Origin of the sequence: Actinomadura soli (assembly GCF_005889715.1) — a bacterium.
Classification (GTDB): domain Bacteria; phylum Actinomycetota; class Actinomycetes; order Streptosporangiales; family Streptosporangiaceae; genus Spirillospora; species Spirillospora soli.
The window spans coordinates 1-17,626 of the sequence record NZ_VCKW01000106.1 but is presented as its reverse complement, the minus strand read 5'-3'; the positions used below and the strand labels follow the sequence as shown (position 1 = coordinate 17,626).

Here is a 17,626-nt window from a genome sequence, read left to right as displayed (position 1 = left end):
CTTCCTCCCCGATGGACGGTCCGGAAAGTCCACCGCCTTCTTCGCCGGTGCTCTTGGCTCTGGCGGAACAGTCCTTGTCTTTGGCGGCATGGCCTGCGATTTCCGGAATCTTACACAAATCCCCCCGAAGTACGCTCCCTTCACGTCAGTACCGTTCGTTTCAGCACGATTCGCCCCGGGAGGCCGTTGCGATGAGCCGTGAAAGTCGCCGCCGGGCCGAGGTGATCGTGGTCGGCGCGGGATCGGCGGGGTCGGTCGTCGCGCGGCGGCTGGCCGACGCGGGACGGGACGTGCTGGTCGTCGAGGCGGGACCGCACCGCGACGAGCCCGCGGTGGACGATCCGTCCCGCATGCACGAACTCTGGGACTCGCCGCTCGACTGGGCCTTCCGCACCGTCCCGCAGGAGCGGGCGCACGAGCGGACGCTGCGGCTGCCGCGCGGCCGCGTCGTCGGCGGCTCGCACGCGCTGAACGCGATGATCTGGGTGCGCGGCAATCCCGCTGACTACGACCATTGGGCCTCTCTCGGTAACAAGGGCTGGTCATGGCGGGATGTCCAGCCGGTCTTCGCGCGGATCGACGGGCTCGGCACCGGGGCGTCCGGAACCCTCGACGTCCTCACCGGATACGAGGCCGACCCGGTGCAGCGTTCGATCGTGGAGGCCGCGCGGCAGGCCGGGCTGCCGTTCAATCCGGACTACAACGGCGTCCGGCAGGACGGCGTGTCCTTCATGCAGTTCACGATCCGGGACCAGCGGCGCCTCACGACGGCGCGCGCGTATCTGGCCCCTGCGCTGGGGCGGAGCGCCCTGGGGCAGGACGCCCCCGGCCTCACGCTCGTCGCGGACGCGAACGTCCGGCGGCTGCTCTTGGAAGGGCGGCGGTGCGTGGGCGTCGAATGGGAACGGGGCGGGGCCGTGGAACGCGCCTACGCCGATGAGGTGGTGGTGTGCGCGGGCGCCATCGGGTCGCCCGTCCTGCTCATGCGGTCCGGGATCGGGGACGCGGACGCGCTCGGCGGCGCGGCCGCCCATGTGCCGGGCGTCGGCCGCAACCTCCAGGACCACTGGCTCGTGCCGGTGATCGCCTCCATCGACCGGCCGTCCGCGTTCTCGCCCGGGCTGCCCCATACGCAGAGCCATCTGTTCTGGCGGAGCCGTCCGGACCTGCCGGTGCCCGACCTCCAGCCGCTCCATTTCAGCGTGCCGCTCTACGAAGCGTGGATGGACGGCCCGCCGGACGGCGTCTCCCTCATGGCGGGGCTGGTGCGTCCGGCGTCCCGGGGCGAGATCCGTCTCGCCGCCGACCGGTGGGACGCGCCGCTGATCGACCCGCGCGTCCTGTCGGACGATGCCGACGTGGAGGCGCTCGCCGCCGCCGTCCGGCTATGCCAGGAGATCGTGCACGCTCCCGGGCTTCGCGACACGTGGGGAGCGCGGGAGCTGTACCCGGGGCCTCTCGCGGAGAGCACCGACGGCCTGCGCTCCTATATCCGCAGGTCGGTCCTTACGTATCACCACCAGGTGGGCACCTGCAAGATGGGCGTGGACGACGACGCGGTCGTCGACCCGGAGCTGCGCGTCCACGGCGTCGAGGGCCTGCGGGTCGCGGACGCCTCGATCATGCCGGTGGTCCCGACCGGCAACACCAACGCGCCCGCGATCATGATCGCGGAGAAGGCCGCCGACCTCCTCACGGCATCCGCAGCACCGGCTTGATGACCTCTCCGGCATAGGACCGATCCAGGGCGGTCTGGACGTCGGCGAAGTCGAAGTACTCCACGAGCCGGTCGAACGGGAAACGGCCCTGCGCGTACAGGCTCATGATGGCGGTGATCAGCTCCTCGCTGCGCCCGCTCCCTCCCAGCACGCCGACGATCCGCTTGCCCCACAGGGTGGACAGATGGTCTAGCGCGAACTCGGCCCCGGCCGGTGCGCCGCCGATGAGGAGGCAGGTGCCCAGCATCCCGACCGAGTCGGCGGCCTGCCGGACGACGTCGATCACCCCGGTGCATTCCAGCGCGTAGTCGGCGGGCCCGCCGCACAGGTCGTGGACGGCGCCGACGACGTCGTCCTTCGCGGCGTCGACGGTGTCGGTCGCGCCGAGCTCCCGCGCGAGGGCCAGCCGGGAGGCGTGCCGGTCGACGGCGATGATCCGGGTGGCGGCCGAGTTCCGGGCGGCCATGATGGCGGCCAGCCCGACCGTCCCCACCCCGAAGACCACCAGCCGCGCCCCGGGCCGCGGCCGGACGGTGTTGAAGACCGCGCCCGCGCCCGTGGACACCCCGCACGCCAGCGGCCCCATCAGCTCAAGGGGCAGGTCCGGAGGCACGGGCACCAGCGCGGCGGCGGTGGTCAGCGAATGCGTCGCGAACGACGACTGGCCGAAGAAATGGCTGGACACGGGGTCGCCGCCGGGACGGCGCAGGGCCGTCCCGCCGCCGCCGAGACGGCCGCCGCCGCACAGCGCCTCCGCGAGCCGCAGGCAGTACCGGGGCTCACCCGCCCGGCAGTTGCGGCACGTTCCGCACGACGGCCAGCCGATGACGACCGGATCGCCCTCCGCGAAGCCGGTGACGCCGGGGCCGGCGGCGGCGACGGTGCCCGCACCCTCGTGGCCGAGCACCCCGGGCAGCGGGAAGGGCAGGTCGCCGTGGCGGGCCAGCCCGTCGGTGTGGCAGATGCCGGTGGCGACGAGCCTGACCAGGACCTCGCCGGGGCCGGGATCGTCCAGTTCCAGCTCCGTGAGGGTGAAGGGGCCGTCCTGCTCTTCGACGAGGGCCGCGGTGATCTGCAAGAGGACTCCTTCGGTCTACCTTGGGGGCCTATAGGGTCTGGGGGCGTGAGCCAACCGTACGTCCCGCCGCAAGCGCCGCCCACCGGACAGCCGTCCGGCGTCAAAGACCTGTTCAACGGTGTCGGATACCTGCTGCGCGGCATCGCGTGGATGGCGCGGCATCCCGCCCAGTGGCTTTTCGGGCTGATCCCCGCGCTGATCGTGCTGGCCGTGTACGTGACCGGCCTCGTCTTCCTGGCGTTCCAGATCGACGACCTCGCCGGATGGGTGACGGGATTCGCCGACGACTGGTCCGAGGGGGCGCGGACGTGGGCGCGGGTGTTCGCCGGGACCGCGATCTACGGGTCTGCGCTGTTCCTCGCCGTGCTCACGTTCACCGCCGTGACGCTGCTGGTCGGCGACCCGTTCTACGAGGCCATCGCCGTCCGCGTCGAGGAGTCGCAGGGCGGCGCGCCGCCGGAGCCGGACGTCCCGCTGCTCGTCCAGATCGGGCGGGCGATCAAGGACACCGCGCTGCTCGGCGTCATCGCGCTGACGTTCGCCGTCGCGTTCTTCGTGTGCGGGTTCCTGCCCGTCGTGGGGCAGACGGTCGTGCCCGTGGTCGCGGCGCTGGTGTCCGGCTACTTCCTGGCGGGCGAGCTGACCTCCGTCGCGCTGGAGCGGCGCGGGATCCGGCGCACCGAGCGGTTCGCGCGGCTGAGGGCGAACCGCCCGCTGGCCATCGGGTTCGGCGTCGCGACGTTCCTGGTCTTCATCGTCCCGCTGGGCGCCGTGCTGGCGATGCCGGGCGCGGTCGCGGGCGCGACGCTGCTGGCCAGGGAGCGTCTCGCGGACCCGCCGCGGGCGAAGGAGGCGCTGGTCACACCGGGTGACGGTGGATCGGCCTGGAACGGCTGAGGCGTTGGGAAGATGTGTCCTGAGCGTGATTCCAGGCCGGAACCGAGCCGCTGATCTTCGCGTAACGTGTCCCGCATGTCCGATCAGGGGGAGCGCGGCGTGCGCTGGACCGACATGAGCGAGAGCGAGCCCGGCCCGGCGGGCCGCACCGAATTCTCGGACGAGACCGCGCAGGCGCACGACGTCTGGGGCAAGGTCGAGACGCGGCCTCGGGAGGTCTGGGCCGACGAGTCGCAGCCCGAGAACTCGCAGCCAGAGAACGCGCAGCCCGAGAGCCCGTGGGCCGAGAGCGCGTGGGCCGAGAGCGCGTGGGCCGACGAGGCGCAGGCCGAAGAGGGCGACGACGTCAAGGTCGCGCCCGTCCGCGAGGACGAGCCGCCGCACTGGGAAGGGTCCCTCTTCGACGAGGGCGACGATGACGGTGACGGTGACGGGCGGTACACGCCGGCCGTCCCCACGGGCCTGGGCGAGCCGGCGAAGCCCGGCAAGCCGAGCAGCGGCAACTGGCAGATGCCCGCGTGGATGGCGGACGAGGCGGCGGCCGACGCCAAGCTCGGCGCGGCGGAGCGGCCGCGGCGCGACGTCCTGGACGACAATGGCGGCAGGTCCCGCGTCGTGCTGTTCGGCGGGGTGGGCCTGCTGGTGGCCGCGCTGGTCGCGGCCGGTGCCGTCTACCTCCTGAAGGGCGGCGGCGAGCCCGCGGAGTCGGACTCGGGCGCCAACGCGGGCCGGACGGCGACGGCGGAGCAGTCGGAGGCGGCGCAGGTCGAGCTGCCGCCGGACAAGAGGCTCAAGGCGTTCCCCGGCCGCCCGAGCAGGATGCTGGGACGGGTCGCGGACGTCCACTCGGGCCTGTCCTACCCTCGGCTGGCCGCGCCGTGGAAGGTTCCCACCAAGCGGAACAGGCTCGGCACGCCGGGATGGTCCGGGCAGCAGATCCTGGTGACGGAGAAGAACGGCGGGCAGCTCTGGTACGGCCAGCTCCTCACGGGCACGCTGCTGCCGAGCCTCCAGAGCGCCTACCAGGGCCCGGACAGCGTCAAGAACGTCGCGGGGCTCGTCGCGAAGGGGTTCGAGGCGCAGTACTACGGGTTCCCGCACCGGTCGGCGCCGCTGGCGTCGCAGCCGCTGAACGTGGACGGACGCCAGGGCTGGCTCATCGCCTCCTACCTCACCTACAAGCGGGACGGGGTCCGTGCGACCGGCGAGATCTACGCCACGGCCGTCATCGACACCGGACGGAAGGCGCCCGCCGTGGTGTTCGTGTCCATGCCGAACACGCACAAGAAGATGTACCCGGACGTCAACGCGTTCTTCACCGGTCTGAAGATCGCATCCTGACAGCAGAATGACGTTCTAATAGGGTTTGTCCCACGTCGAGGAGAGGTGGGGCGCCATGGCGATCGGGCTGACCGAGGAACACGAGGCGCTGGCCGCGTCCGTGCGCGGGTTCGCCGAGCGGAACATCACGTCGCGGGTCGTGCGGGACGTGGACACCGCCTTCTGGCCCGCGCTCGCCGCCCAGGGGCTCCCCGGCCTGCATCTGCCCGACGACATGGGAGGCCAGGGCTTCGGTCTCCTGGAACAGGCCGTCGTGCTGGAGGAACTCGGCCGTGCGCTGGCGCCTGGGCCTTACACGCCGACCGTCCTGGCGTCCGCGATTCTGCACGCCTGCGGGGGCGCCGGGCAAGGGAAGTCGCTGACGGGCCTGGCGGACGGTTCCCGCAAGGCGGCGGTGGGCCTGTCCGGAAGTTTGGACGTGGACGGCTCCACAGTCTCCGGGACGGTGCAGCCAGTACTGGGTGCACCGCTGGCGGACCTGTTCCTGCTTCCGGCCGGTGACCATTGGGTCGTCCTAGAGCGGGGCGACGTCACCGTAGGGCCGCTGGATTCTCTCGACATCACCCGTCCGGTGGGGTCGGTCACGGTCGACGGCGTGACCGTCCAAGATGAAGGTCTCCTCAGCGGAGTGGACGCGCACGCCTTCGCCGCCGTCCTTCTGGGGGCCGAAGCATGCGGTGTGGCAGGACGCGCCTTGGACGACGCCGTGGCGTACGCGAAGCTGCGTGAGCAATTCGGCCGTCCGATCGGGCAATTCCAAGGCGTCAAGCACAAATGCGCCCGGATGCTCATCGCCGTGGAACGCGCTAGGGCAGCCGTATGGGACGCCGCGCGCGCCCTGGACGAGCCAGAAGAACAACGCGCCTACGCCGTCGGAGTCGCCGCGATCCTGGCCGCGGACGCCGCCGTCCTCTGCGCGGAAGGCAATATCCAGGTCCACGGTGGAATCGGCTACACCTACGAACACGACGCCCACCTTCTCTACCGGAGAGCCTTGACGCTGCGTGCCCTGCTAGGCCGGGCCAGCAAGCACAGAGCGGCTGTCGCCGCGCTCGCCGTCGCGGGCGTCCGGCGTCCTATGAATGTCGAACTCGCCGAAGACGCCGGGCCGCTGCGCGAGGAGATCCGCGCCCGCGCCGCCGAGCTGGCCGCGATGGAGCCCGCCGAACAGCGGGCCGCGATGGCGGACGGCGGCTGGGTCACCCCGCACCTGCCGAAACCGTGGGGGCGGGGCGCCGGGCCGCTGGAGCAGGTCGTCGTCCAGCAGGAGCTGAAGGCGGCCGGAGTGCGCCCGGTGCCGCTGATGATCGCGGCGTGGGTCGTCCCGTCGCTGGTCCAGTACGGCACCCCTGAGCAGCGGGAACGGTTCCTGCCGCCGACGCTGCGCGGCGAGATCGTCTGGTGCCAGCTGTTCTCCGAGCCGGGCGCGGGCTCCGACCTCGCCGGGCTCAGGACGCGCGCCGAACGCGCCGAAGGCGGCTGGAGGATCACCGGCCAGAAGATCTGGACGTCCCTCGCCCGCGACGCGCACTGGGGCATCTGCATCGCCCGCACCAGCCCCGACCGCCCGAAGCACGACGGCATCACCTATTTCCTCGTGGACATGAAGGCGCCGGGCATCGACATCCGCCCGCTCCGCGAATGCACCGGCGACGCCGTCTTCAACGAGGTGTTCCTGGACGGCGTGTTCGTCCCCGACGACCTCGTCGTCGGACCGGTCGACGCGGGCTGGCGCGTCGCCCGCACCACCCTCGCCAACGAGCGCGTCGGCCTGACCAGCACGTTCCAGCTCGGCGGCGACCTGCCGAAGCTCCTCGACCTCGCCGCCGAACTGGGCCTGGACGGCGATCCGGTCGTCCGCGACGGCCTCGGACGCCTCGCCTGCGACGAGCACGCGTTCGCGCTCCTCGGCCTGCGCGCCACCCTCAAGCAGCTCTCGGGGACCGATCCGGGCGCTACCGCGAACGTCCGGAAACTGGTGGCGATGGAGCACGGCCAGCAGGTCACCGAGTTCGGGTTCGCGCTGCTCGGCGAGGACGGCGCGCTGACCGGCGGCTGGGAGCGGCCGCTGCGCGACCGCTGGACCCGGTACCTCCTCGCGTCCCGCGCCATGACGATCGGCGGCGGCACCACCGAGGTCAACCTGAACGTGATCGGTGAGCGCATCCTCGGCTTGCCCCGAGACCCGGAGCCTGCGCGGTTGCCGGCGGGTGCGGGGGGTCGCCCCCCACAGGGAACAGGTGGGGTAGCGTCCAGGCGCACATGACGGCGGAGCGGACGCGGCACCTGGTGGCCGCGCTGACCGGGCTGGGGCTCGGGCTGGCGGCGCTGGGGCCGGGGCTCGCCCCCGGGTTCGTGCTGTCCTACGACATGGTGTTCGTGCCCGATCCCGCGTTCACCCGCATGACGTTCGGGCTGACGGGGATCGTGCCGCGGCACGTCCCGAGCGACGCGTTCGCGACCGCGCTCGGCACCGTCCTTCCGGCGGATCTGGCGCAGAAGCTGATCCTGCTGGCGATCTTCGTGATGGCGTGCACGGCGGCGGCCTCGCTGGTGCCGTCCCGGCGGCTCCTGCCGCGCCTGGCCGCCGGGGTCTGCTACGCCTGGAACCCGTTCGTCGCCGAGCGGCTGCTGCTCGGGCAGTGGGCGCTCCTCCTCGGCTACGCGGCCCTGCCGTGGGTGGTCGCCGCCGCGTCCCGGCTGGACGAGCCGCGCGGCGGGCGCCGCCTCGTCCGCGCCCTGATCCCCGCGGCCATCGGCGGTTTCGCCGCGCTCACGATCTCCGCTCTCACCGCCCTGACCGTCGCCCTCGTGACCGGGCGGACCGGACGCGCCCGCGCCCGCTCCGCCGCCCAGGTGATCGGGGCCGTCGCGGGCCTGAGCCTTCCGTGGCTGGTGCCGGGTCTGCTGCGGCCCGCCGGGCTCCCCGAGGACGGGACGGCCGTCGACCTGTTCGCGGCCCGGGCGGACACCCCGTTCGGCACCCTCGGGAGCCTGCTCGCGCTCGGCGGCGTGTGGAACGGCGAGACCGTGCCGAGCGGGTACGGGGCGCCGGCGACCGCGACGATCTGGCTGGTCGTCGTGGTCGGCGCGCTCGCCGCCTACTGGAGATGGTGCCGGGAGCCGGGGTGGCGGCGCGGTGCCGCGGCAGCGGCGGCCGCCGGGTTCGTGGTGGCGGGGCTGGGCGCGGTCGCCGCCCCGGTCCTGGAGTGGGTGATCGGGCTGTGGCCCGGGTTCGCCGTCTTCCGGGACGGCCAGCAGTACGCGGCGCCGCTCGCCGTCGTGATCGCGGTGGGCCTCGGCGTTGCCGCGGACCGGGCGGCCGAGGCGCGGTGGACGGGCGCGGCCGCCGGAGCGATGGCCGTGCCGGTGATCCTGCTCCCGACGCTGGCGTGGGGCGCGGCGGGCGATCTGCGGGCCGTCCGGTATCCGGACGACTGGGCGCGGGCGCGCCAGCTCATCCATGGCGATCCGGTGGCCGGGGACGTGCTGGTGCTGCCGTGGGCGTCCTACCGCGGCTACCCGTGGAACCACGGCCGCCGCGTCCTCGATCCGCTGCCCCGGTACCTGCACCGGCGGGTCGTCGTGAACGACGCCGTCACCGTGGACGGGACGACCGTCGCCGCCGAGGACCCGAGAGCCGTCCGGCTGGCACCGGTCGCCGGAACGGGTACTCCGGCGGCGGACACGCTGCGTAACGAAGGAATACGGTATGTCGTGGTGGACGCCGAGACCGCCGCGGCCCGTCCTTCGGGCGCGGCCGTCGCGGTGCTGCGCGGTCGTGACCTGGCCGTCTACCGGATCGACGGGAGCGGCGCGGCGGCCGGGGACGGGGTCCGGGCCGGGCCCGCGGTGGCCGCGTGGTTTGTCACGAGTGTGTTGGTCATCTGGTCAATCCTGCCCTCTGGTATTACCCTGAGCCTTCCGTTACTCGGGAGTATCCACCCCCGCGGGTCGAAACGAAGGACCCCCTGATGCGCATCGTCATCGCAGCGCTGGTCGGCGTCCTGCTGGCCGCCGGAGCGTCGTTCGGCACCGTCCAGCTCGTGACCGCCTCCCAGGACGATCCCGTCGTCAAGCCGCTGTACAACTACGGCGCACGCTGACCTGTAGGCCCTGATGGGGACCTGGCCCGACGGCCCCGCCGTCCTGGAGATCGTCGTTCCCGCCCACAACGAGGCAGGCCGGCTCCCGGCGGGACTCGGCCTGCTCTGCGCCAAGCTCGCCGGGTTCCCGGTGCGCTCGGAGGTCCTCGTCGTCGACAACGCCAGCACCGACGGCACGGACGACATCGTCCTGTCGTGGGACGGCGGGCCCGTTCCCGTGCGGCTGGTGCGCTGCGCGCGGCGGGGCAAGGGAGCCGCGGTCCGGGCCGGGCTGCTGGCGACGCGCGCCCCGTACGCGGGATTCATGGACGCCGATATGGCAACAGACCTCGCGGCACTGGACGAAGCCATCGTCCTGCTGCGCGAGGGCCGCCCGGTCGTGGTCGGGTCAAGGCGCCACGGTCGGTCGGTCGTCCAGGGATACTCGCTGCCGGTCAGGAGGCTCGGCGCCATCACGTTCAACCGGATCGTCCGTGACCTGGCCGGCGGCATCGCCGACACGCAGTGCGGGTTCAAGTTCTTCGACGGGCCGCTGGCGCGTGCCGCCGCCGCCGACCTGCGCACGGAGGGGTTCTCGTTCGACGTCGAACTCCTCGCCCATTGCGTCCGGCGGGGAGCGTCGGTGACGGACATTCCGGTCGTGTGGCGCGACCGTCCCGGTTCGACGTTCTCCGTGCGGCGCCATTCGCTGCAGTGCCTCCTCGACCTGGCCCGCATCCGCGTCCGCGCCGGACGCGCGCCCGCCGGTCGCGCGCCCGCCGGGCCCGCGCTGCCTCCCGTGCAGATCGTCGATGTGATGCCCGGGCCGGTGGCACCGACCGTCAAGCCGGGATGAGCGCGAGCCCCGCGGCGCCCGATGGACATCCCGTGAACCTTCGGCTGGCCGTCGTCAACTGGCGGGACCCGTGGCATCCCGCCGCGGGCGGGGCGGAACGCTACGCCTGGGAGATGGCGCGCGGATTCGCTGGTCAGGGGGCCCGCGTCCGGTACGTGACGTGCCGGGCGCGCGGGCAGAAACGCAGGGAACGGGTCGAGGACGTCGATTTCGTGCGCCTCGGCGGCCGGTTCACCGTGTATCCGCTCGTCCTGCTGTGGACGCTGGCCCGCCGCTTCCGGCGGAACGGCTCGTTCGACGCCGTCATCGACTGCCAGAACGGCATCCCGTTCTTCACACCGTGGGTGCTGCCCCGCCGTGTACCGGTGTTCTGCGTCGTCCACCATGTGCACGACGCTCAATTCGGCTTGTACTTCCCGCCCTGGCTTGCCTGGATCGGACGATTCCTTGAGGGTCCGGTGAGTCGCTGGACGTACCGGCGCCATGCGTTCGTGGTCGTCTCGCCGTCCACGCTGTGCGCTGTAAGGGAACGGCTCGCCTGGACTGGGCCCACCCATGTCGTGCCCAACGGCGCGGTGGTCGCCGAACCCATCGCCGTGGTGCCGGAGCCCGGCGGCGACCCGGATCTGGTATGCGTGACACGGCTCGTCCCGCATAAGCGGCTGAACCTGCTGCTCGACGTCGCGCAGCGGCTCGCGGAGAGCCGTCCCGGGCTGAAGCTCCACGTCATCGGGGACGGGCCGGACGCTCCCGCGCTGAGATCCGGGATCGCCGCGCGCGGCCTGGACGGCGTCGTCATCGCGCACGGCTATGTGGACGAGGAGACCAAGGCGGCCCTGGTCGCCCGCGCGGACCTGCATCTGAGCACGTCCCAGGGCGAGGGCTGGGGGCTGAGCGTGATCGAGGCCGCCGCGCTCGGCGTCCCGACCGTCGCCCCCGACGTGGAGGGCCTGCGCGACGCCGTCCGCGACGAGATCACCGGATGGCTCGTCCACGACGGCGACGACCACCTGGACGTGGTCGAACGGGCGCTCAAGGAACTGGACGACCCGGGACGCCGCGCCGAGGTCGCCGCGGCCTGCCGCGCCTGGGCGGGGGAGTTCGACTGGGCGCGCTCGGCCGCCCGGATGCGGGACCTCGTCACCGCCGCCGTCCGGGACCGCCGCGGGCGCGGGTGAAGGAGAGCATGGCGGACGGGCCGGACACGGAGGCCGGCGAGCGGCTCCACGAACGACTGCGCGAACGGCTGCGCGTCCTCGCGTGCTGCCTGACGCTGACCGCGCTGGCGTTCGGCACGAGTCCCGGCGCGATCCTCGCCGACACCAAGATCGATATGGCGGTGAACCCGCTCGGGTTCCTCGGCCGGGCGCTGCACCTGTGGGACCCGGAGCAGTTCGGCCAGCTCCAGAACCAGGCGGTCGGCTACCTGTTCCCGATGGGGCCGTTCTTCGCGCTCGGCGACCTGATCGGGATGCCCGCGTGGATCACGCAGCGGTTCTGGCTGTCGCTGCTGATGTGCCTGGCGTTCACCGGCATGTGGCGGCTGGCCGGACGGCTCGGCGCCGGCCGCCCCTGGACGCGCCTGTTCGCGGCGATGGCGTACGCGCTCGCCCCCAACGGGCTCGCGACGCTCGGCCAGATCTCGTCGGAGTACCTGCCGGTCGCGATGCTGCCGTGGATCGTCCTGCCGCTGGTCAGCGCGGCGGCGGGGGAGACCGGGCGGATCCGCGCGGCGGCCCGGTCGGGGCTCGCGATCGCGTGCTGCGGCGGCATCAACGCGACCGCGACCGTCGCCGTCCTGGTCGTCCCGGTCGTGTACGTCGTGACCCGCCCGCGCGGCTCGTTCCGGATGCGGACGCTCGCGTGGTGGTCGGCGGCGGCGGGCGCGGCGGCGGCCTGGTGGCTGGTCCCGCTGCTGCTCACCGGGACCTACGGGTTCTCGTGGCTGACCTACACCGAGAAGGCGGAGACGACGACCGGGCCGACCGGCCTGATCAACGTGCTGCGCGGCGCGGAGCGCTGGGTCAACTACCTGATCGTGGACGGCCAGGTGTGGTGGCCGGTCGGGCACGGCCTGTCCGCCGGCCCCGTGCCGATCGTGTGCACGGGCGTGGTCGCCGCGCTCGGCCTCGCGGGCCTGCTCGGACGCATGCTCCCGGAGCGGACGTTCCTGCTGCTCACGCTGCTGGCCGGGCTGGCGATCCTGTCCATGGGGCATATCAGCGACCTCCCGGGCCCGTTCGCCGGGCAGCTGCGCGACCTGCTGAACGGGCCGCTCGCGCCGCTGCGGAACCTGCACAAGTTCGACGCGGTCGTCCGGCTCCCGCTCGCGCTCGGCCTGGCCCACCTGCTCGCCGGAGTCACCCGCCCGGCGCTCGGCGGTTCACTGAAAGCGCTGGTCAGCCTGCCCGTGGCCGCCGCCGTCGCGATCGGCGGCAGCGGCGTCACGGCCGCCTCGCACGGGCTCACCGGGCCGGGCGAGTTCAGGGAGGTGCCCGGGTACTGGCGGGACGCGGCGTCGTGGATCAACGCGCGGGCCGGACGGCAGGGCGTGCTCGCCGTCCCGGGCGCGCCGTTCGGCGAGTACCTGTGGGGCCGTCCGATGGACGACATCGTCCAGCCGCTGCTGACGGCGCGGTGGGGCGTGCGGCAGCTCGTCCCGGCCGGGTCGCCCGGCTACACGCGGGCGCTGGACGCGATCGACCAGCAGGTCAGGTCGGGTCAGGGGTCGCCGGGGCTGAGCGCGTTCCTCGGCCGGATGGGCGTCCGGTACCTGCTGGTCCGCAACGATCTGCGGCGGGAGACGCTGCGGGGCGCCTGGCCCGCCCGCCTCCACCAGGCCCTGGACGATTCGCCCGGCCTCCGCAAGGCCGCCTCGTTCGGCCGGCCGGTGGGCGGCGACGCGGACGACGCCGTCTCGGCCGTCGACCAGCGGTATCCGGCGCTGGAGGTGTACGAGGTCGAGGGCGCGGCGGGCGTCGCGAACCTCACCGACGCGACCGGCCCCGTCCGCGTGTACGGCGGCCCGGAATCGCTGCTGGCCATGGCCGACGACGACGCCCTGCCCCCCGGACCCGTCCTCCTGAACGACGACGCCGCCGACCTCAAGGGCGTCCCCGTCGTGACCGACTCGCCCCGGCTGCTCCGCCGCAACTTCGGCGAACTGCACCAGACGTCGCACACGCTGACCGCCGCGCACCGCGCCGAGGCCACCGACGTCCTGGACGAACGCTGGAAGCGGTACGCAACTCACGTCACCTATGGCGGGGGCGTCCGCGACGTCACGGCGTCCACGTCGGCGGCCGGTGACGAGGTGATCCCGCCGCTGCGCGAGCCGGGCGGGACGCCGTTCGCCGCGTTCGACGGCAACCCGTTCACCGCCTGGGAGACGGGCGGCTGGAGGGGGCCGGTCGGGCAGTGGCTGCGCGTCGGCTTTGACGGCCCCCGGGATGTGCGGGGCCTGACCGCCGCGTTCGCCGAGGACGCCTCGCACGGGCCGGCCGTCTCGCGTGTCGCGGTCGAGACCGAGAACGGGAGAATCGAGCAGGGCGTCCAGCGTACGGTCGGTGCCCAGCCGCTCCGCGCCCCGCCCGGCCTGACGCGCTGGCTGCGGCTGCGCATCACCGGCCTCGCGTCCACGCCCGGCCTTCCGAACTTCGCGAAGGCGGCGGTGGCGGAGGTGTCCATCAGCGGGCTGGCACCGACGCGCACGTACACCCTCCCCGCGCCCGCCGGCATCGACGGCCCGGCCACCTACGTGATGAGCAGGCCCCCCGGCGCGACGGCCGAGTGCATGGAGGGCAGCCTGCGCTGGGTGTGCCGGCCGTCCCTCGGTTCCGGGGACGAGGAGGGCCCCGGGTTCGCCCGTACGTTCACGTCCGCGTCAGCCGCCAAGGCGCCCGTGACGGGGACGGCGACCCTGACGAGCCGGCCGTTGATCGAGCGGTTCACGTCCGTCAGGGGACAGCCGTCCGTCCGCGCGAGTTCGACGCTGTCCGGACACCCGGCGGACCAGGCGAGGTCCGGCTTCGACGGCGATCCGGCGACGTCCTGGATCGCAGGCGGGGACGATCCGGCGCCGAAGTACAGCGTCCGGTGGACGGGGCGCAAGCGCCTGTCGGCGATCACGGTGGGCCGCCCGTCCGGGGCGGCGGGCCCGGTCCGGATCCGGGTCACCGGCGGTGGCGGCGAGACGCGCGAGGGCCTGTCGGACGACCGGGGCAGGCTGTCGTTCGCCCCGATGATCACCGATCGGCTGACGCTCACGTTCTTCCGGGAAAGCCGGGTCCAGCCGATCCAGGTGTCCGACCTCGCCATCCCCGGCGTGAAGCCGATGCCGGACGTGCGGACGTTCCCGCTCCGGCTGGCCTGCGGCTTCGGGCCGAAGCTCCGGATCGGGACGGCCGACGTCCCGACGAAGGCCGAGGGCACGTTCGGCGACCTGTTCGCGGGCCGTCCGCTCCGCTTCACCGCCTGCGCGCAGGCGGCACTGGCACCCGGCCCCAACCACCTCACCGCCGCGCCCTTCGACCCGTACCGCGTCGACACGGTGACGGTCGGGACGAAGCCGGTCGCGCAGGACGCCACCGCCGCGCCCCAGCCGGTGAAGGTGACCGGCTGGGGCGCGAGTTCCCGCCGCCTCAAGGTGGACGCTGCGACGGCCTCGTTCCTCGCCGTGAACGAGAACTTCAACACCGGCTGGCGCGCCACCGCCGGCGGCACCGAGCTGCGGCCCGTCCGCCTGGACGGATGGAAGCAGGGCTGGATCGTCCCGGCGGGAACGAGCGGCGCCGTCGAGCTGACCTACCTGCCCGACAGGGCGCAGCGCGTCGCCGTCGTCGCGGGTCTCGGCCTGCTTCTCGTCCTGCTCCTCATCGCGGTCGCCCCTCGGAAGAAGAGAAGGCGCGAAGAACTTCGCGAGGCGGTGGCCGGGAAGGGCTGGCCCGCGTGGGCGGCGATCGGGCTGGCCGCCGCGCTCGGCGGCTGGATCGCCGGTGCGCCCGGCCTCGCCGTCACCGGGGCGGTCGCGGCCGGCTGCGGCTGGGCGCGCACCCGCCCCTCTCCCTTCGCGCGTGCCGTCGCCTCCCCTTGGGCGGCCGCCGCCGCGATGCTCGCCGGGACGGCCTGCCTCGCCGCCGGGGCGTGGCTGGACGCGGTCGGCAACCCGTCCGCGCCGTCCGGGCTCCTGGGCGACATCGCGCCGCAGCTCCTCGGGCTCGCCGTCGTAGGACGCGTCGCGGCCGGGCTGTGGCGGCCCAAGCGGTCCGGCGGCGACTCCGGCGAACCGATCGCGCTCAGCTGGACACAGCCGGAGCGGGAACCGGACGGGAACGGCCGCCGCGACGCCGCGCCACCCACTGACACGGCCGCTCTACCAGGTAGTAGCTCAGAGCCGCCGCTGCGATGGTCGCCGCCGCCATCAGCGGCAGATCCGTCGCGACGTTCCCCCGGAAGCCCCGGTCCAGCGCGTCGTACCAGCTGACGATGATCAGCGACTGCCACAGGAACAGGCCGTAGGAGATCCGGCCGAGGAACCGCATCACCCGGTTCCCGAGCACCGCGCCGAAGACCGGGTGGTCCGGCGGCGCGAGCGCCACCGGGGCGACCAGCGCCGCCGCGCACGACCCGTGCACGACCATGTGGAACGCCGACGTCCAGAACGTGTCCGAGTACTGGAGGCCGATCGGGCCCGTCGCGGGCGTCGCCGACACCACGTACAGCATCGCCGCCGCGACCCAGCACGCCGCCCACGAGTCCGACACGGCCCGGCACAGCGCGGCGACGGGACGGCGCTCGTCCAGCCGCGCCCACACCGTCACCACCGCGAGGGCCATCCCGGCCGCGAACCAGACGAAGAACCGCGGAAGCAGGAGCCCCATCCGCGAGTGCCATTCCGGGACGAACATCAGCACCGTGTAGACGAGCGACAGTGCCGCGTACACCCCGAGGCCGGCGAGCAGCCGCTTGGCCCGCACCCCGACGTCATCACTGCGTGTCCGCCGCGCCCACCACGCCAGGACCATCGCGGTGAACGGCAGCGAGACGTACCACGCGACCTCCACCACCAGGCTCCACAACTGCCCGAGATGCGCCGGACCCAGGTTGCTGTTCCACCACGGGTCGGGCACGTAGGTCTGCGTGAGCGTGAGCAGGGAGCCCCAGGTCAGCGGGTCGTCGATGTGGTCGCGTCCGGCCGTGAGCATGAAGCACACGACCACGGCCCACAGCGCGGGCATGATGCGGAAGACGCGCTTCCACAGGTACTCGCCGACGCGCGGGGCGGGCCGTCCGCCCAGGACCGCCGCCGCCCACGGCCGGTAGAGCAGCAGCCCGGACAGGATGAAGAAGATGGGCACGCCGACCTGGCCGCCGTTGAACAGCCACCGCGCCCCGGCCGGATCGCTGATGGAACCCGCCGCGCTCGCCACGTGGAACACCAGGACGCCCAGTGCCGCGACCGCGCGCACCCCGTCCAACGTGCCCTGACGCCCGGAGATCTGCGGCGCCTCGGACATGGGCCACCTCGCGGTCGGCTCGGGATTCGGGACGGGTGCCAGCGGAGCTTACCGGCCGGTATCCGAAACGGTAAGGTGCCGGACACACAGTCCTGCCGGTCGGCGGCGGCTCCCCGGAGGTGTTCATGCGGCGACAGGCCGGCCTGATCCTGATCGGCCTCGGGGCCTTCTTCCTCGCGCTCGCGCCGCTGGTCCGCTTCTACGTGGCCGACCGGGTCGTCGTGGCGCCGCTGAACCGCTACGAGGTGACGCGGCTGGAGTCGAAGAACTCCACCTACTTCGACCAGGCCCGGCTCAAGCTCAGGACGGGCGTCACGCTCCTGGCCAAGAACACCGTGCGCGGCGACGTCCGGGCCGCCGGCAACGACGACATCGCCGTCTGGGACTCCACCACCAACCTCTACGACACCGCCGTCCCGGCCAAGCCCATCGAGATCCAGGGGTTCCGGATCGCCTTCGACCGCCGGACGGCCAGGCTGGTCAACTGCTGCGGCTCCCACGTCGACGGCAACGGCGCCGTGCGGATGTCGGGGTACGGGCTGCTGTTCCCCATCGCGGACGTCCAGAAGCGCGACTACCCCTTCTACGACATGACGACCAGGCAGCCGGTGCCGATGCGGTTCAACGCGGTCGAGGAGGTCCACGGCCTCACGGCGCACCGCTTCACGCAGGCGGTTCCGCTGACCAAGACCGAGGCCATCGACGCCAGGATGCCCGCCAGGATGCTGGGCCTCCCGGCGAACGCCGGAGCCCAGAAGGTCGACCGGTACGCCGAGGCTTACAACACCGTCTGGGTTGATCCGCGCACCGGTATCCCCGTCAAGCACCGCAAGAACATCCGCAGTACCCTCCGGACCGCGGACGGCAAGGGCACGATGATCATCGCGCAGGCCGACCTCATCACCGTCGACAAGGACCAGCGGAGCCTGGTCGACACCGCCGACGGCAAAGCCCTGCAGATCGACGGCGTCCGCGTCTACGTCCCGGGCGCCGCGATCCTCATCGGCCTGGCCCTCCTGGCCGTCGGCTCCTACCTGACCCTCACCCGCACCCCCGCCCCCGGACCTCCACGCCGCCCGGACGGCAAGTTCGGCGACAACCCCACGTCCGATGGCCCCGAGCCCACCAAGGGCTGA

Annotated in this window: 11 protein-coding genes and 1 pseudogene; 10 read left to right on the top strand and 2 right to left on the bottom strand. The window is 73.0% G+C overall.

Annotated elements, in window-relative coordinates; all coding sequences use genetic code 11:
- The first annotated feature begins 191 nt into the window (after nucleotides 1-191).
- Nucleotides 192-1,718 carry a GMC family oxidoreductase gene (locus tag ETD83_RS21005; RefSeq protein WP_138646845.1) on the top strand — a complete coding sequence of 509 codons (1,527 nt, stop codon included), beginning with the start codon at nucleotides 192-194 and terminating at the stop codon, nucleotides 1,716-1,718.
- On the opposite strand, the gene ETD83_RS21000 is transcribed toward ETD83_RS21005, so the two are convergent.
- Complete coding sequence (locus ETD83_RS21000; RefSeq protein WP_138646844.1) at nucleotides 1,693-2,796, bottom strand: NAD(P)-dependent alcohol dehydrogenase; 1,104 nt, start codon at nucleotides 2,794-2,796, stop codon at nucleotides 1,693-1,695. The genes ETD83_RS21005 and ETD83_RS21000 overlap by 26 nt on opposite strands.
- Before the next feature lie 45 nt (nucleotides 2,797-2,841).
- Here ETD83_RS21000 and ETD83_RS20995 point away from each other — a divergent pair, with 45 nt between their 5' ends.
- The 8 genes and pseudogenes from ETD83_RS20995 to ETD83_RS44655 form a co-directional block, all read left to right on the top strand.
- Complete coding sequence (locus ETD83_RS20995) at nucleotides 2,842-3,693, top strand: EI24 domain-containing protein (RefSeq protein ID WP_138646843.1); 852 nt, start codon at nucleotides 2,842-2,844, stop codon at nucleotides 3,691-3,693.
- Nucleotides 3,694-3,768: 75 nt separating this feature from the next.
- Nucleotides 3,769-5,034, top strand: a complete 1,266-nt coding sequence (locus tag ETD83_RS20990; protein ID WP_138646842.1) for a hypothetical protein — start codon at nucleotides 3,769-3,771, stop codon at nucleotides 5,032-5,034.
- A 55-nt stretch (nucleotides 5,035-5,089) separates the two neighbouring features.
- Complete coding sequence (locus ETD83_RS20985) at nucleotides 5,090-7,300, top strand: acyl-CoA dehydrogenase (protein ID WP_138646841.1); 2,211 nt, start codon at nucleotides 5,090-5,092, stop codon at nucleotides 7,298-7,300.
- Nucleotides 7,297-9,009, top strand: coding sequence for a hypothetical protein (locus ETD83_RS20980; protein ID WP_138646840.1), 1,713 nt, complete (start codon nucleotides 7,297-7,299; stop codon nucleotides 9,007-9,009). The genes ETD83_RS20985 and ETD83_RS20980 overlap by 4 nt, the downstream gene beginning before the upstream one ends.
- Nucleotides 9,009-9,140, top strand: a complete 132-nt coding sequence (locus ETD83_RS45420; protein WP_268920478.1) for a hypothetical protein — start codon at nucleotides 9,009-9,011, stop codon at nucleotides 9,138-9,140. Before ETD83_RS20980 ends, ETD83_RS45420 begins: the two co-directional genes overlap by 1 nt.
- Nucleotides 9,141-9,153: 13 nt before the next feature.
- Nucleotides 9,154-9,975 carry a glycosyltransferase gene (locus ETD83_RS20975; protein WP_138646839.1) on the top strand — a complete coding sequence of 274 codons (822 nt, stop codon included), beginning with the start codon at nucleotides 9,154-9,156 and terminating at the stop codon, nucleotides 9,973-9,975.
- A gap of 32 nt (nucleotides 9,976-10,007) precedes the next feature.
- Nucleotides 10,008-11,153 (top strand): glycosyltransferase family 4 protein, encoded by a 1,146-nt coding sequence (locus ETD83_RS20970; protein WP_230421052.1) that lies wholly within the window; start codon nucleotides 10,008-10,010, stop codon nucleotides 11,151-11,153.
- An 8-nt stretch (nucleotides 11,154-11,161) separates the two neighbouring features.
- Nucleotides 11,162-14,251: pseudogene (locus ETD83_RS44655) on the top strand (alpha-(1->3)-arabinofuranosyltransferase domain-containing protein); the annotation flags it as partial.
- A 1,018-nt stretch (nucleotides 14,252-15,269) separates the two neighbouring features.
- Here ETD83_RS44655 and ETD83_RS44650 read toward each other — a convergent pair.
- The gene (locus ETD83_RS44650) at nucleotides 15,270-16,490 is read right to left on the bottom strand and encodes an acyltransferase family protein (protein WP_138646836.1); all 1,221 of its coding nucleotides are present in this window, start codon (nucleotides 16,488-16,490) and stop codon (nucleotides 15,270-15,272) included.
- A 125-nt stretch (nucleotides 16,491-16,615) separates the two neighbouring features.
- Between ETD83_RS44650 and ETD83_RS20955 the strand changes: the two genes are divergently transcribed.
- A complete protein-coding gene (locus tag ETD83_RS20955) occupies nucleotides 16,616-17,626 on the top strand; it encodes a DUF3068 domain-containing protein (RefSeq protein WP_138646835.1) in 1,011 nt (336 codons plus the stop codon).

What these genes read in the sequence shown, in the direction of transcription:
- ETD83_RS21005 (WP_138646845.1), top strand. Translation starts at nt 192, where the DNA reads ATGAGCCGTGAAAGTCGCCGCCGGGCCGAGGTGATCGTGGTCGGCGCG.
- ETD83_RS20990 (WP_138646842.1), top strand. Translation starts at nt 3,769, where the DNA reads ATGTCCGATCAGGGGGAGCGCGGCGTGCGCTGGACCGACATGAGCGAG.
- ETD83_RS20985 (WP_138646841.1), top strand. Translation starts at nt 5,090, where the DNA reads ATGGCGATCGGGCTGACCGAGGAACACGAGGCGCTGGCCGCGTCCGTG.
- ETD83_RS20980 (WP_138646840.1), top strand. Translation starts at nt 7,297, where the DNA reads ATGACGGCGGAGCGGACGCGGCACCTGGTGGCCGCGCTGACCGGGCTG.
- ETD83_RS45420 (WP_268920478.1), top strand. Translation starts at nt 9,009, where the DNA reads ATGCGCATCGTCATCGCAGCGCTGGTCGGCGTCCTGCTGGCCGCCGGA.
- ETD83_RS20975 (WP_138646839.1), top strand. Translation starts at nt 9,154, where the DNA reads ATGGGGACCTGGCCCGACGGCCCCGCCGTCCTGGAGATCGTCGTTCCC.
- ETD83_RS44650 (WP_138646836.1), bottom strand. Translation starts at nt 16,490, where the DNA reads ATGTCCGAGGCGCCGCAGATCTCCGGGCGTCAGGGCACGTTGGACGGG.
- ETD83_RS20955 (WP_138646835.1), top strand. Translation starts at nt 16,616, where the DNA reads ATGCGGCGACAGGCCGGCCTGATCCTGATCGGCCTCGGGGCCTTCTTC.